At 49.6% G+C, this 13,922-nt stretch carries 13 protein-coding genes; 8 read left to right on the top strand and 5 right to left on the bottom strand.

Annotation, left to right across the window (positions count from 1 at the left end):
- Nucleotides 1-155: 155 nt before the first annotated feature.
- The 3 genes from KNO71_RS15165 to KNO71_RS15155 all read left to right on the top strand — a co-directional run bounded on the left by KNO71_RS15165 (nucleotide 156) and on the right by KNO71_RS15155 (nucleotide 5,126).
- Nucleotides 156-3,011 (top strand): 2-oxoglutarate dehydrogenase E1 component, encoded by a 2,856-nt coding sequence (locus KNO71_RS15165; RefSeq protein ID WP_015881016.1) that lies wholly within the window; start codon nucleotides 156-158, stop codon nucleotides 3,009-3,011.
- 18 nt (nucleotides 3,012-3,029) lie between these two features.
- The gene (gene odhB, locus KNO71_RS15160; protein WP_214689302.1) at nucleotides 3,030-4,310 is read left to right on the top strand and encodes a 2-oxoglutarate dehydrogenase complex dihydrolipoyllysine-residue succinyltransferase; all 1,281 of its coding nucleotides are present in this window, start codon (nucleotides 3,030-3,032) and stop codon (nucleotides 4,308-4,310) included.
- Nucleotides 4,311-4,448: 138 nt separating this feature from the next.
- The gene (locus tag KNO71_RS15155) at nucleotides 4,449-5,126 is read left to right on the top strand and encodes a DUF6241 domain-containing protein (protein ID WP_214689300.1); all 678 of its coding nucleotides are present in this window, start codon (nucleotides 4,449-4,451) and stop codon (nucleotides 5,124-5,126) included.
- Between the two features lie 46 nt (nucleotides 5,127-5,172).
- Here the strand turns inward: KNO71_RS15155 and KNO71_RS15150 are convergent, their stop codons facing one another.
- Nucleotides 5,173-6,765 (bottom strand): diguanylate cyclase domain-containing protein, encoded by a 1,593-nt coding sequence (locus KNO71_RS15150; protein WP_214689298.1) that lies wholly within the window; start codon nucleotides 6,763-6,765, stop codon nucleotides 5,173-5,175.
- A gap of 122 nt (nucleotides 6,766-6,887) precedes the next feature.
- Between KNO71_RS15150 and KNO71_RS15145 the strand changes: the two genes are divergently transcribed.
- The 4 genes from KNO71_RS15145 to KNO71_RS15130 all read left to right on the top strand — a co-directional run bounded on the left by KNO71_RS15145 (nucleotide 6,888) and on the right by KNO71_RS15130 (nucleotide 9,845).
- Nucleotides 6,888-7,547 (top strand): DsbA family protein, encoded by a 660-nt coding sequence (locus KNO71_RS15145; RefSeq protein WP_214689290.1) that lies wholly within the window; start codon nucleotides 6,888-6,890, stop codon nucleotides 7,545-7,547.
- Between the two features lies 1 nt (nucleotide 7,548).
- Complete coding sequence (locus tag KNO71_RS15140) at nucleotides 7,549-7,962, top strand: disulfide oxidoreductase (RefSeq protein ID WP_214684844.1); 414 nt, start codon at nucleotides 7,549-7,551, stop codon at nucleotides 7,960-7,962.
- 13 nt (nucleotides 7,963-7,975) lie between these two features.
- Nucleotides 7,976-8,554, top strand: coding sequence for an SCO family protein (locus KNO71_RS15135; RefSeq protein ID WP_031421282.1), 579 nt, complete (start codon nucleotides 7,976-7,978; stop codon nucleotides 8,552-8,554).
- A gap of 196 nt (nucleotides 8,555-8,750) precedes the next feature.
- A complete protein-coding gene (locus KNO71_RS15130; protein WP_214689288.1) occupies nucleotides 8,751-9,845 on the top strand; it encodes an MBL fold metallo-hydrolase in 1,095 nt (364 codons plus the stop codon).
- A 24-nt stretch (nucleotides 9,846-9,869) separates the two neighbouring features.
- Here KNO71_RS15130 and KNO71_RS15125 read toward each other — a convergent pair whose 3' ends face one another.
- From KNO71_RS15125 to trhA, 3 genes are all read right to left on the bottom strand, one after another.
- A complete protein-coding gene (locus KNO71_RS15125) occupies nucleotides 9,870-11,087 on the bottom strand; it encodes an MFS transporter (RefSeq protein ID WP_214689286.1) in 1,218 nt (405 codons plus the stop codon).
- Nucleotides 11,088-11,184: 97 nt separating this feature from the next.
- Nucleotides 11,185-11,880 carry a DsbA family oxidoreductase gene (locus tag KNO71_RS15120; RefSeq protein ID WP_214689284.1) on the bottom strand — a complete coding sequence of 232 codons (696 nt, stop codon included), beginning with the start codon at nucleotides 11,878-11,880 and terminating at the stop codon, nucleotides 11,185-11,187.
- A gap of 87 nt (nucleotides 11,881-11,967) precedes the next feature.
- Nucleotides 11,968-12,612 (bottom strand): PAQR family membrane homeostasis protein TrhA, encoded by a 645-nt coding sequence (gene trhA / locus KNO71_RS15115; protein WP_031421292.1) that lies wholly within the window; start codon nucleotides 12,610-12,612, stop codon nucleotides 11,968-11,970.
- 127 nt (nucleotides 12,613-12,739) lie between these two features.
- On the opposite strand from trhA, the gene KNO71_RS15110 reads away from it, so the two are divergent.
- A complete protein-coding gene (locus KNO71_RS15110; RefSeq protein WP_214689282.1) occupies nucleotides 12,740-13,258 on the top strand; it encodes a DUF1836 domain-containing protein in 519 nt (172 codons plus the stop codon).
- Between the two features lie 43 nt (nucleotides 13,259-13,301).
- Here KNO71_RS15110 and KNO71_RS15105 read toward each other — a convergent pair whose 3' ends face one another.
- Nucleotides 13,302-13,916 carry a PH domain-containing protein gene (locus KNO71_RS15105; RefSeq protein WP_015881030.1) on the bottom strand — a complete coding sequence of 205 codons (615 nt, stop codon included), beginning with the start codon at nucleotides 13,914-13,916 and terminating at the stop codon, nucleotides 13,302-13,304.
- Nucleotides 13,917-13,922 lie beyond the last annotated feature (6 nt).

The following is a 13,922-nucleotide window of genomic DNA, read 5'->3' as shown; positions in this document are numbered from 1 at the left end:
TCTGCGACGAAAGGTGTAGTATGAAGTTGAGCGTAAGAGGCAAGATTTGGTTTTGTTCACCAGGGTAGGAGAAAGGTGAACTGCTTCGGGCTACATGTTAAAATGAAAGCGTTCACAGATTGAACGTTTAGGAATGGATAAGGGGGATTTATTCAATGGGAGAGTCGTCGAATGTTCACGAGAAATCGCAAGCATTTTATGGTCCTAACTTAGGCTACATCATTGAACTGTACGAACAATATTTGGAAGACCCATCATCGGTCGATGAAGAAACGCGCCGATATTTTGACGAATTTGGGGCACCGGAAACGTCGACACCGACAGAAGTTCCAGTCTCGGGTCCATCGTTTGATTTAGAGAAGGTCGTTTCGGCGACACGGCTCATCAACGACATCCGTGCTTTCGGTCATAAAGCAGCTGATATTTATCCACTAAAAGACCATCCGCGCGAGCAGGAGTTATTCGAACTGTCACGCTATGATTTGACAGAAGAAGACTTAAAACAAATTCCAGCCCGCCTTTTATCAGATGATGCACCAAAACCAAACGCGAGCGCCTTGGAACTATTCCGTCACTTGCTTGACGTTTATACAGGAACGGTCGCCATCGAACTCCGTCACTTAGATGACATGGAAGAGAAGAAGTGGATTCGTCGTCAAGTCGAACAAGGGGCGTTACAGCAAACCTTCTCGAAAGAAGAAAAAATTGAGTTATTCAAACGTTTGGCTGAAACAGAACTGTTTGAATCATTCCTTCATAAAACATACGTCGGACAAAAACGCTTCTCGATCGAAGGATTGGATGCGATGGTGCCACTTCTCGATGCGATGGTCGGAGGCCTCATTTCGAGCGGTTCGGAACATATCAACATCGGGATGGCCCACCGTGGACGTTTGAACGTACTTGCCCATGTTCTCGGCAAACCATACGAAATGATTTTTGCGGAGTTCCAGCACGCACCGAACAAAGAATTGATCCCATCTGAAGGGTCAATCGGCATCAACTTCGGTTGGTCAGGCGATGTGAAATATCACCTCGGTCTTGACCGGAAAGTGGTCGAACAGCAAAAAGAAGTCCGTCTCAACTTGGCGAACAACCCGAGTCACCTCGAGTTCGTCGGGTCGGTCGTCGAAGGATACACGCGTGCCGCACAAGATGACCGTTCTGAAAAAGGATCGGCTGTACAGCACGACGATTTGGCAGCCTCAATCTTGATCCACGGAGATGCGGCCTTCCCAGGACAAGGCATCGTCGCGGAGACACTCAACATGACAAACTTGACGGGTTACCGTACAGGTGGGACGGTTCACGTCATCGCCAACAACACAATCGGTTTCACAACGGACCCGAACGATTCACGGTCGACGCGTTACGCAAGTGATATCGCCAAAGGCTACGAGATTCCGGTCTTCCATGTGAATGCGGATGATCCGGAGGCATGTGTTGCCGTCGCGAAGTTGATCAGTGAGTATCGTGCCAAGTTCCATAAAGATATCTTGGTCGACTTGATCGGGTACCGCCGATACGGTCACAACGAAATGGACGAACCGATGAACACGAACCCGGTCCTTTACAAAGCCATCAAAGGACACCAGTCTGTCCGTCACGTCTATGCCGCACGACTTGAGGAAGAAGGCGTCATGACGAAAGATGAGAAGGCGCAAATCGAACAAAAAATCGAAGAGGCATTAAAGGCGGCACGTGATCTCGTTCCTTCTGAAGAAGAGGATGCAGACATCGTGTTACCGGATGCGGTCCATAAAGGATTCCCGAAAGTCGATACGAGCGTCGAACGAGAATTCCTCACGCAATTGAATGAAGAGTTATTGAACTGGCCGGAAGGCTTTGGTGTCTTCCATAAGCTTCAAAAAGTACTCGACCGTCGTCGTGATGCGTTCAGCGAAGGTGGAAAAATTGACTGGGGTCATGCGGAGACGCTCGCCTTCGCGTCAATTCTTTCAGATGGTACGCCGGTCCGCTTGAGCGGTCAAGATTCAGAGCGCGGAACGTTCGCCCAACGGAACATCATGTTGAACGATGTCGAGTCAGGTAAGAAATTCTCGCCACTCCATGAGTTGTCGACGGCGAAAGCATCGTTCTCGGTCTATAACAGCCCGCTCTCAGAAGGTTCGGTGCTTGGATTTGAATATGGCTACAACGTATTCGCACAAGATACACTCGTCCTGTGGGAAGCACAATACGGTGACTTCGCGAACTCGGCACAAGTCATGTTCGACCAGTTCATCTCGGCGGGACGCGCGAAATGGGGCCAAAAGTCAGGCCTCGTCATGCTCTTACCGCACGGTTACGAAGGACAAGGGCCGGAGCACTCAAGTGCACGTATGGAACGTTACTTGACACTTGCCGGGGAGAAAAACTGGACAGTCGCAAACCTTTCGTCTGCGGCACAGTACTTCCATATTCTTCGTCGTCAAGCAGAGATGCTCGGGAAAGAAGAGATTCGTCCGATGATCATCATGACACCGAAGAGTCTGCTTCGTCATCCGCTCGCCACGTCACCAGTCGAGGCGTTCACGGAAGAGAGCTTTAAACCAATCGTCGAACAACCAGGTCTCGGGGAAAACACAGAGAAAGTCGAACGTCTTGTTTTCTGTACAGGGAAAATGGCAATCGACCTCGCGGAAGCGGTCGGCAAGTCAGAAGAGTCACTCGACTTCTTGCATATCGTCCGGGTCGAAGAAATCTATCCGTTCCCGGTTCGTGAGATTCGTGACGTCATCAGCCGTTATCCGAACGCGCGTGAAATCGTCTGGGTTCAGGAAGAACCGAAAAACATGGGGGCTTGGACATATATCGAGCCTCGTTTAGAAGCGGTCACAACGAACCGACTCGATGTCCGTTATATCGGTCGTCGCCGTCGTTCGAGTCCGGCTGAAGGGAATCCGACAGCTCATAAACAAGAACAAGCACGCATCATCCGTGAAGCACTCTCTCGTGACGTCGTCTCGAGCGGTGCAGGCACGAGCACATATCAAAAAGATCGTAAATAAGTTAAGGGGGAACTCATTGTGATCGAAATCAAAGTACCGGAGTTAGCAGAGTCCATTACGGAAGGAACGGTCGCGACATGGCTCAAACAGCCAGGCGACCAAGTCGAAAAAGGTGAAGCCATCGTCGAGCTCGAGACAGATAAAGTCAATATCGAAGTCCCGGCTGACGAAGCGGGTGTGTTAGAAGAGCAACTTGCCGGAGAAGGGGACACGGTTCAAGTCGGTGAAGTCATCGCACGTCTCGGTTCAGGTTCTGGTGGCGGAACGGCTGTCGCGACGAAGACGAAGACGGAAAACGCGACAGAAACGAAAACAGAAGCACCGACTGAGAAAAAGACAGAGTCTATTGAAGAAGGCAAGAAAGTCGAGAAACGTGAAGAGCACGTGGCGAGCCCGGGTAAAGGACCAATCGCGACACCGGCTGCACGTAAACTCGCTCGTGAGAAAGGCATCGATCTCTCAGCCGTTCAAACGAATGATCCAATCGGGCGCATCAACGTCCATGATGTATCGAGACATGAAGAGAAACCGGCTGTGAAAGAGCAGAAACCAGCGGCGGCAGCTTCGGCACCACAACCAGCTGCAGCTGCAAATGGAAAAGAAGAAGAGCGCATCAAAATGACACGTCGCCGTCAGACGATTGCGAACCGTCTCGTTGAAGTGCAACAGACGGCAGCGATGCTCACGACGTTCAATGAAATCGACATGTCTGCGGTCATGGCACTTCGTAAACGTCGCCAAGAGAAGTTCGTGAAAGACAACGATGTCAAACTCGGCTTCATGTCATTCTTCACGAAAGCAGCAGTGGCGGCTCTCAAGCGGATGCCTTACTTGAACGCTGAGATCCAAGGTAACGAAATCGTCTTGAAGAAATATTATGACATCGGAATCGCCGTTTCGGCTCCAGATGGTCTCGTCGTTCCGGTCGTCCGTGAAGCGGACCGCAAAAACTTCGGGGAGATCGAGAAAGATATCCTTCACCTCGCGGGCAAAGCGCGTAACAACAAACTCGGGTTGAGTGATTTGACAGGTGGTACGTTCACGATCACAAACGGTGGCGTGTTCGGTTCACTCCTCTCGACACCAATCTTGAACGGACCGCAAGTCGCTATCCTTGGGATGCACTCGATTCAACTCCGTCCAGTCGCCATCGATGCGGATACAATGGAGAACCGTCCGATGATGTACGTGGCACTCTCGTATGACCACCGAATCGTAGATGGTCGTGAGGCTGTGACATTCCTCAAGCACATTAAAGACATGATTGAAGATCCAGAACAATTATTGTTCGAAGCGTAAAACGAGAAGGTACTCGCTCCTATGTAGGGGCGAGTGTTTTTTTTGTAAGGTTATATTGAAACCCTTTTTATGGGATTTGTTGTTGGGTAAATATGTTATCCTTGATGGAGAATAGCTAGAAAAGGGTGTGGGGACAGAATGAAACGGAAAAAAGCGTTTTGGTGGGTTGCACTGACGGGACTTGTCGTCATCGGGATTGCTTCCTATGTTGGCTATACATATTGGAGTGGACCGAATCCAAATGAACTTGACCGGGAGCAGATGACGGAAGAAGACTACACGCGAGCACTCGAATTGATTGATATCATCAAGGAAGAAGACCCACTCGGGCGGCGTCAAAATGTGACGCGCCGCATCAATCCACAGGAGACGACGGGACTCATCTTTGATGATCCCAAAAAGCTGAACAAAGGGAATCTTATTGACGCGATGCATCTGATGACCCATCAAAAAATCTTGGCGACAGAAAAAGCGGGTGCCATCCCGATGACGCATGACAATCTGAAAGAGGTTCGTGACTATTTGGAGTTGTTGCGTGACAAGAATAAAATCAAAAACGATGACTATCTTCAACTCGGTGGTATCATTGAACGCTGGGAACAAGCCATCTTCGATGAAATCGATAAAGAGCAGGACGTTTTGTTAGAGGAAATGTATGCCGCCATCGGATTCTCGAACGGACTGGCGACACGTGCGGAAGAAGAGTTGTTCATCTTGAATAACTTTGGGGGAGAATACGTGTATACGCTGGATTTAGAACCGATGCCAGAAGAGGAAGAACAGAAGGGAGACGTGAATACGAATACGGAAGAATAAGCAAAAGGAGTTCATCACGAACTCCTTTTCGTATGGAGAAACGACGTCACGAAAGCGACTCATGGAAAGAAAGTTGATGTTTCCCGTTCGCTTTTGACCGATATAACGCGTCGTCCGCTTGTTCGATGGCAATGTGTGGTGGTTCCGGTGGACTCCAAATGGACACCCCGATACTAGCCCCGACTTTCACCGATGCGATGTCTAGCGTAATCGGTTTAGAAATTGTATCGATGAGTGTGTTTCCAACCTCCCGAATTTGTTGGGTCGAACGCTCAGTCCTTGGGAACATGAGGAAGAACTCGTCTCCGCTCAATCGAACGGGATAGACCTCCTCGATGGGCAGAGCCCGTAACCGTTGTGCGACCTCGACCAAAACCTCGTCCCCGCCCCCATGACCATATGTATCATTCACCGCCTTGAAGCCATCGAGGTCGAGATAGAAGAAGACGTACGGTTCTTTCGAGGTGTGTAGTTGATTCAGCTGCTCACGTAGGGCGACCCGATTTGAAAGACCGGTCAGTGCGTCACGATTCGCTAGTTTTTCAAAGTGTACCCGTTCCGACTCTGACTCCGTAAGGGAGGTGACGAGCGATTCGAGCGCGAACGCGAGCGACTCAATCTCTTTGATTCCTGATTGATGGGGAAACGTGTTTGCTTTCCCTTGTTCCATGAGCGAAGCCGTTTCGGTGATTCGCTTCAACGGTCTCGTCACGATCGAAGCGAGTAGCCAACCGAGTACAGCCGTCACAAGTGAGGCCAATAAACCAATCCATAGAATTCTCGTTTCAAGTGTCTCGACTGGTGCAAACGCGACTGCCGTCGGCTGACGGACGACGACCTGCCAACCAAGTCCAGGATATTCATCATATCCTTCTCCGATTGACATGCCTGTCAGATAGTCTTGACCGTCATCCCACTCTTTCACGGAGGCGCCTTCTGTAAAGGATACAGGGAGTGGTTTTCCGACCATGTCGTCTGGACCGAGGAGCACGACACTGTCTCGTTCACTGATGACGAATAAATCCGTATCATCGACTTGTTCATGAAGCGTTCGATTGAAATGTTCGAGTACTTCTTTCCCCCAGGCCCAGCTTAAATGAGTGGCAAGTACCCCTTGAAACGAGCCGTCCTGGAAAAGCGGGACACTGATATCGACGAATTGAAGGGGTTCCCCCGTCGGATTAGGCAATAATTCAGCTAAGAGGACCGCCTCGTGGACATCTCCGATAAAGGGAGCATCTTGTGCTTTGAGATAAACCGGTCGTTCGGCAATCGAGGCTCCCTCGAGAATCCCGTTCGTCGAAGCGACGACGGTCCCGGCCGCATCCGTGACGCCCATCCATGAGAAGGCGGGGATGTTCGTCTGGACTTGATCGAGGAGTCGACGTGTTTCATCTCGGTCCTCTAAATCGAGACCTTGTAAGAGTTGGACTTCTTGATAGCGTGACCACATATAAAAATCGAGCTTGTCCGCCAACTGATGCGATGTCGTCGAGAGGCGTTCCCCGATTTCTTGTTCGAGTGAATCAGATGCCCTATGACTGATGAGAGAAGTGAGGGCGATTGTCAGTAAAAAGACGAGCGTGGCAATGCTGAGCGCCAAAATGAGTCCGAGGCGCATCGTAAAAGACTTGATCATGCGTAAATAAACCTCCTAAAGCTTGAATTGAAGAGAATTATGAAAAACGAGTCGATATCATGATAGGAAGAAGAGCTTCCGCTATAATGAAAGACGAGTCAAAATAGATAGAGGTGAAGAGAATGAAAAAGAATCAATTGTTGGTCATCTTGACCATCGTTGCGGTCGCGTTAATCGCATTGGTGTTCGTCTTACTCAACCAAGATGAGTCGACGACAGCCGAGCGTGGCGATCACGTCTCGATTGAAGGACAACCGACACTCGGAAACCCGGATGCGAAAGTATCCGTCGTCGAGTTCGGAGATTACAAGTGTCCTTCGTGTAAACAGTGGGGTGAAACGATTTACCCGCAACTGAAAGCGGATTATCTCGACAAGGAAGACGTCAGCTTCAGCTATATTAACGTCTTGTTCCATGAACAAGAATCAATTTTGGCATCCCTCGCTTCCGAGTCGGTATACGAGCAAGATCCTGAGTCGTTCTGGAAGTTCCATAAGGCGCTCTACGATGCGCAACCGGAATCACAACAACACGACAATGCGTGGGTGACCGTCGAGAAGCTGAAAGAAATCGCAAGCAAGACGACGACATCGGTCGACTTGGCGAAGTTTGAGCAAGACCTTGGGGAAGAATCGACCGTGCTTGAAAAAGTCAGTACGGATGATGGTCTTGTAAAAGAGAACGGTGTCCAATTCACGCCGTCTATCATGATCAACGGTGTGATGCTCGAAGACCCGTTCGATTACGAAAAAATCCAAGAGCTGATCGAGCAGGATTTGTAAGATGAAATCATTTCTCGAAAAGTATGGGTTATACCTCGCTTGGCTCGTCTCGTTGACGGCGACGCTCGGCAGTCTCTACTTCAGTGAGATCCGGGAGTTCGTGCCATGTGAGCTATGTTGGATTCAACGTATCTTTATGTATCCGCTGACCATCCTCTTGGGGATTGCCGTCTTCACGGAAGATCGGGCGGTTCGGAAATATGTGTTACCGCTTACTATCATAGGCGGTTTCGTATCACTTTACCATTACTTGGTACAGAAAGTGCCAGGTTTTGCAGAAATTCAACCTTGTGCACAAGGAGTTCCGTGTAGCGGTCAATACATTAACTGGCTCGGGTTCATCACAATCCCGTTCCTCGCATTGACAGCTTTCACGCTCATCACGATCCTCATGTGGAACGTCAAAAAGCGATAAGGAGTTGGCATGTGTGAAGAAATGGTGGATGATTGGTTTGACGACGATGCTTATCGTCCTAGCAGGATGCGGTCAAGAGATTGAGGATCCGCTCAACTGGGAAGTCGAATCGTTCGAATATACGAATCAAGATGAAGAAATGGTCAGTCTTGACGATTTAAAAGGGAAAGTGTGGATGGCGGATTTCGTTTTCACAAGCTGTGAGACCGTCTGTCCACCGATGACATACAATATGACAAAGCTGAATGAAGCGCTTGAAGAAGAGGGCGTCGAAGACGTGCAATTCGTTTCCTTCAGCGTCGACCCGACGGTGGACACTCCGGAGAAGATGAAAGAGTTTATGAGTGGCTATGACCTTGCGAAAGCAGATTGGCAGTTCCTCTCAGGTTACTCGCAAGACGAGATTGAAACGTTTGCCCAACAGAACTTCAAGGCGCTCGTCCGGAAGCCTGACGAAGGTACACAAGTCGACCACGGTACGTATTTCTATTTGGTCGACCAGGAAGGAAAGATCATCAAGGCGTATCCTGGTTTCCAAAACGTTCCGACCGAAGACATCATCAACGACATTAAAATCTTGCAAAAATCTTAACCGAAGACCTGCTCCACCAAACACGGGTGAGCAGGTCTTTTTGGTTTAAGAGAACTGATATAATGGAATAACCAGAATGCTCAATGAAGAGCACGCCATTTTTTTGAAAGATAAGCGAATCGACATACTTTCTCGGATAGAAACGGCGAAGGCACGCTATAATCAATTCAACGAACTATTAGAAAAGAGGACCTACATGAAAAAGACGATGTTGCTCTCATTGGTTGGAATGGCGGCTGTCACCGGAACGATTCTGACACAGTACAAACCACTTGGACGAAAGCCGAAATCGCTTCAATCTCCGAACCGGATCAATGGAAAGTTCCGTAATCAATATGAGACACCGATGAACTTCTCTGCGCAAGACATGGTGTCGATGGCGCGCGACTATCGTGATGTGACGTCACTGCGTAAGCCTACCGAACGTCTTCCGATCGTGCCAATCGATTTTGAGGAGAAGACGGACTCGAGCTTCACAAGAATCTATTGGCTCGGTCATTCGGCGCTCATGGTACAAATGGACGGGAAGACGATGCTCGTCGATCCGATGTTTGGACGTAGCCCATCCCCACTCCCGTTCGCTAAAAACGAACGCTTCAGTGAAGACTTGCCGTTCGAACTAGAGGACTTGCCCGAAATCGATGTCGTCTTATTGACACATGACCATTACGACCATCTCGATTATGGAACGATTCTTGCCATCCAAGACAAGGTCGCCATGTTCATCGTACCGCTCGGGGTAGGGAGTCATTTGAAACGATGGGGTGTCGGGGCAGAACGAATCGTAGAACGGGATTGGGGCGAGTCGTATGCGTTAGGGTCGTGGACATTCGTCTGTACGCCGGCGCGTCACTTCTCCGGTCGCTCGTTGACGGACCGCAACAGCACACTCTGGGCATCATGGGTCGTCCTAGGTGAGACAGATCGGCTCTTCTTCAGTGGGGATAGTGGCTACGCGCCGCATTTCAAGATGATTGGCGAACAGTACGGGCCGTTTGATTTTGCCGCACTTGAATGCGGGCAATATGACGTGCGCTGGCCAGACGTCCATATGCAACCGGAAGAGACCGCGCAAGCGTTTCACGATTTACGGGCCGACCAAATGATCCCGATCCATTGGGGGGCGTTCACGCTGTCGTTCCACGATTGGTTCGACCCAGCGGAACAGATGTCGTCTCTCTTACCAAAAGAAGTCGTCCTCACTCCAAAAATCGGGGAGAGAATCACGCTCGACGGTCGGAATGATACGACGACGTGGTGGCGAGAGCTCAAAGACGCAAACAAGCGATGACCTTGGTCACCGCTTGTTTTTTTGTTAGGAAGACATCTTCTCTGTGGAATCTTCCTCGATATGCAATTGATGCTTTCTCGTGTATACAAGAAATGCGCCGGTCATCGCGATCGAACTGATTCCGAACAAGACGACCATGAGCTGAAGTCCAATCAAGTCGAGGAAGAATCCTGTCACGAGAAGGACGACTTGGAAGATAATCCGGTCGAGCATGTTTCGGAACGAGAAGAAACGACCGTGATATTCTTTTGGCATCCGTGTCTGGAAAATCGTGACCGCCGTCGGGAAGAAGCATCCGACCGAGAAGCCGAAGAGAACGAACGCAGCAATGGACATGAACGGGATGTCCGCAAAATAGAGCATCAGTTGGGCGACACCGATTAAAAACGAGAACGAGAATAAAATCGAGAACGCCGAGAATTTTTCTCCGATCCGTTTAATCATAAAGGCACCTGTCATGAAGGCGAGTCCTTCTGCCGTATAAATCCATCCTTTAATCGCCGTCGAATCCTGCAGCTCACTGATATTGATGACGAGCAAGTTGAACCCTCCGAGGAAGAGGAGTGGGATGAGCGTCATGACGAGCGTCATGAAGATGACGGGAATCGATTTGATGATTGGGAAGACGTCTTTGAAACCGCTCGACGCTTTCGCATCGACCTTTTTCGCCGAGGGCGTTTTCGTCTCATCGAGTTTCAAGAAGAGCGTCGCCACCGCTAGCAACAGGTAGGCGACGAGCGAGAGCGCGTAGACGTTACGGAGCGAGATCAGTGTCAAAAGGACACCTGCAATCGCCGTCCCGATGACACGCGACAAGGTAGACACATTCATATGAACGCCGTTCAAGGCAAGAAGTTCCCGTTCTTTCACGATGAGCGGAATCGCTGCCTGAAGGGCAGGGAAATAAAAAGCGGCCGATCCCTGTAAGATAATCAAGAAGATGACCATCCACACGACCGAATTCGTCTCGATGGCGACGAACATGAAAATCACGCTGAGCGCCCGGACGATGCTCGAGATGAGCATGATTTTTTTCTTAGAACCTTGGTCGGTCAAGCGACCCGCGAGCGGACCGATGGCGACCCCGGCAAGTAAGCCGATGGCGAGAATGACCGCCTTCACAAAGTCAGAGGGGACGCGGTCTTGCATAAATTCCAAGTTCCCGATGATGCCGAGCCATAGACCAAGACCGGCGACGAATTCGCCCGTCAAGATGATCCAGACGTTCCGATTTTTCCACATAGATGTATTCCTCGATTCTTATCTGTTGATAATAATTATGCTTGAGAATGATTCATTTAGCCACAAAAAAGAAGCCAAACGTCGGCTTCTTCATCAATCAAATATCACAGTTGTCGTCGGTGCACGTCGCGCCGTTCGAAAGGACTTGGATCGTCGGATTGTTCTCAGACCAGACTTTTTCGAGCACTTGCGTGAACGCTTCCGTCGGCTGAGCACCAGACACCCCATATTTGTTGTCGAATACGAAGAACGGGACACCCGTGATGCCGAGGTCGCTTGCGCGTTTCTCTTCGGCACGGACGTCTTCCGTATACACGTCAGTCGTCAAGACGTCACGCACGGCGTCACGTTCGAGTCCGACGCTTGTCGCGATTTCAAGCAGCACATCGTGATTCCCGATGTGTTTCGCGTCGACAAAATACGCCTGAAGCAACGCTTCCGACAATTCTTTTTCTTTCCCGACCGTTTTCGCGTAATGCGTCAAACGATGCGAGTCGAGCGTACCCGTCACGACCATGTTCTCAAAATCGTAATCGAGTCCGACTTCGCGGGCCTGAGCGGCGACTTGTGCAGTCGTTCCTTTTGCCTGTTCGATCGGCATCCGATATTTCGTTGCGAGTGCCTCATAGATGGTACGTGAATCATTCGTCGGGGCGTTCGGGTCGAGTTCGAAACTCTTGAATTCGACTTCCACTTGGTCTGCCTGTGGGAACTGTTCGAGCGCCTCTTCTAGACGACGCTTACCGATATAACAAAACGGGCAGACATAATCTGACCATACTTCAATTTTCATGATGAATCCCTCCTGTCCTTAGTGTAGGAAATCTTGAATTCAAAGTACAGGAAACGGCTCATGAAAAAAGCCCTCCACGAGGAGGACTTAAAAGACGTACCAAAACACACAGACGAAGTGGGCGAAGCTTCCGAACAAGATGAACAGATGGAACACCTCATGGAAGCCCCATCCGCGCCAGTTGACGAATTTTGGCTTGAACCCGTAAATGAGTCCACCAATCGTATACATGACGCCCCCGAGGACGAGCCAGAAGATGCCGGCGTTGCCAATCACGTCATGGAGCGGTCCGATAAAGAAGACGGACAGCCAGCCCATGCCGATATAGAGCGCGGTCGACAAGAAACGCGGGGCATGGAACCAGACGAGTTTGAAGATAATGCCGAACAAGGCGAGTGCGTGTACGGTACCGAAGAGGACCCACCGCGTCGGTCCTTCGAGCGCGAGTAACGTGAGCGGTGCGTATGTACCCGCAATCAATGCGTAAATCATCGCATGATCGATTCTCCGGAAGAAAGCGATGACGTTCGGCGAGGCGATGATGCTATGGTAAAGACCTGACGATAAGTAAAGAAAAACAAGGCTGATCCCGAATAGAATCGCGGCCATAATCGCAAGTGGCGAGCCGAGTAACGAGGCTTTGACGACCATCGCGATGAGGGCGATGAAAGCCAGTACCGCACCGGCAAGATGCGTCAGTGCGTTGATGGGTTCACGGAAAATCGAATGCATGTAAAACACTCCTTATCACATCATGTAGTATCGATAACTACATGATATACTGAAGAGGAACAAACAGCAAGGTGTACCTTTCGACAAATGGAAGTTTTCTTTATACTTAGGAAGTGAGGTGAGGGAGATGAAAGCGAAGGACATTACCGAAACGGAAGGCACACTCCCGCGGGATGTGCTGCCGACCATCGATTTATACATGGATCAGGTCATCCAGCTGTTCGAGCAGCATTATGGGAAGATGAAGCGAAACGAGGAGGAGACCATTTTGACGAAGACGATGATCAACAACTATGCCAAGGGCAAGTTGTTTCATCCAGTCAAAAATAAAAAGTATACAAATGAACATCTGATGTTACTCAGTTTGATTTATGAGATGAAAGGTCTCTTGTCGATCAGTGATATTAAGGAGACGCTCCGTCCGTTGAACGAGTCGGATGAGACGTTCTCACTTGAAGACTTCTACGAGGCCTATCAGGCTCAGAAAGTGAAGAATCTAGAAGCGTTCGAAGCCCAGGCGAACACGCTATTAAGTACATCGCTCGAAAAAGAGAGCGATGTCAAGCGAACGCTCGCCATCGCATCTGCCGTTCATATGAGCCACTTGTATCAGCGGTTGGCCGAACAATTGATCGATGAGAACTAAAAACAACTCCTCCGAAGACAAATCGTCTGCGGAGGAGTTGTTTTTAGTTATTGATGTATTTCTCGTAAACCGTACCGAAGTCTTTACGGTTCCATTCATGATAGTGACGTTGTAGCCAATCGAACGATTGCTCGTTCAATTCCTTGAACGTGTTCGGCACGTTCATGTCACCTTCACGGAGTCCGCTCAAGATCGAGACGGAGTGAGTCAATGATGTGTTCGCATACTCCATCATGCGACGGCCTTCCCGCTGAATCTCTTCAATCGCGAGGAGTGCCTTGTACAAATCTTTCACGTGCTCGATTTGTTTCTTGTTGATATCGATCGAGTATGGCTTGTCGCCGATTGTGAATTTGACTTCGACATCGAGGTCGACGGTGCCGGCCGTCTCGAACATGACGTGCTTAATCGGGTAGTGTGCGTACGGGTAACGATATAGCACTCGTTTCGAACTCATCGCACTCGTTCCATCAAGGTGAATCATACCTAAGTTTGTAAAGCAGTATTCATCCGATTTTGATTTGATCAAGAAATAGATCTTTTCGTTATCCTCATGGAGGACATAATCATCCGAGTCCGCCTTATCAAAATCGGACGGGTCGATCACCTCACCGATGTCGCTGAAGCCAGTCAAATCAGAAGCCAGTTTTTTGAACATGTCATT

The organism is Exiguobacterium sp. s163 (assembly GCF_018617135.1).
Lineage (GTDB): Bacteria > Bacillota > Bacilli > Exiguobacteriales > Exiguobacteriaceae > Exiguobacterium > Exiguobacterium profundum.
The sequence above is the reverse complement of the archived record's forward strand: the minus strand, read 5'-3'. Positions and strand labels throughout refer to the sequence as shown.

Coding starts and splice junctions, on each gene's coding strand:
- KNO71_RS15165 (WP_015881016.1), top strand. CDS start 156: ATGGGAGAGTCGTCGAATGTTCACGAGAAATCGCAAGCATTTTATGGT.
- KNO71_RS15155 (WP_214689300.1), top strand. CDS start 4,449: ATGAAACGGAAAAAAGCGTTTTGGTGGGTTGCACTGACGGGACTTGTC.
- KNO71_RS15150 (WP_214689298.1), bottom strand. CDS start 6,765: ATGATCAAGTCTTTTACGATGCGCCTCGGACTCATTTTGGCGCTCAGC.
- KNO71_RS15145 (WP_214689290.1), top strand. CDS start 6,888: ATGAAAAAGAATCAATTGTTGGTCATCTTGACCATCGTTGCGGTCGCG.
- KNO71_RS15140 (WP_214684844.1), top strand. CDS start 7,549: ATGAAATCATTTCTCGAAAAGTATGGGTTATACCTCGCTTGGCTCGTC.
- KNO71_RS15130 (WP_214689288.1), top strand. CDS start 8,751: ATGAAAAAGACGATGTTGCTCTCATTGGTTGGAATGGCGGCTGTCACC.
- KNO71_RS15125 (WP_214689286.1), bottom strand. CDS start 11,087: ATGTGGAAAAATCGGAACGTCTGGATCATCTTGACGGGCGAATTCGTC.
- KNO71_RS15120 (WP_214689284.1), bottom strand. CDS start 11,880: ATGAAAATTGAAGTATGGTCAGATTATGTCTGCCCGTTTTGTTATATC.
- trhA (WP_031421292.1), bottom strand. CDS start 12,612: ATGCATTCGATTTTCCGTGAACCCATCAACGCACTGACGCATCTTGCC.
- KNO71_RS15110 (WP_214689282.1), top strand. CDS start 12,740: ATGAAAGCGAAGGACATTACCGAAACGGAAGGCACACTCCCGCGGGAT.
- KNO71_RS15105 (WP_015881030.1), bottom strand. CDS start 13,916: ATGTTCAAAAAACTGGCTTCTGATTTGACTGGCTTCAGCGACATCGGT.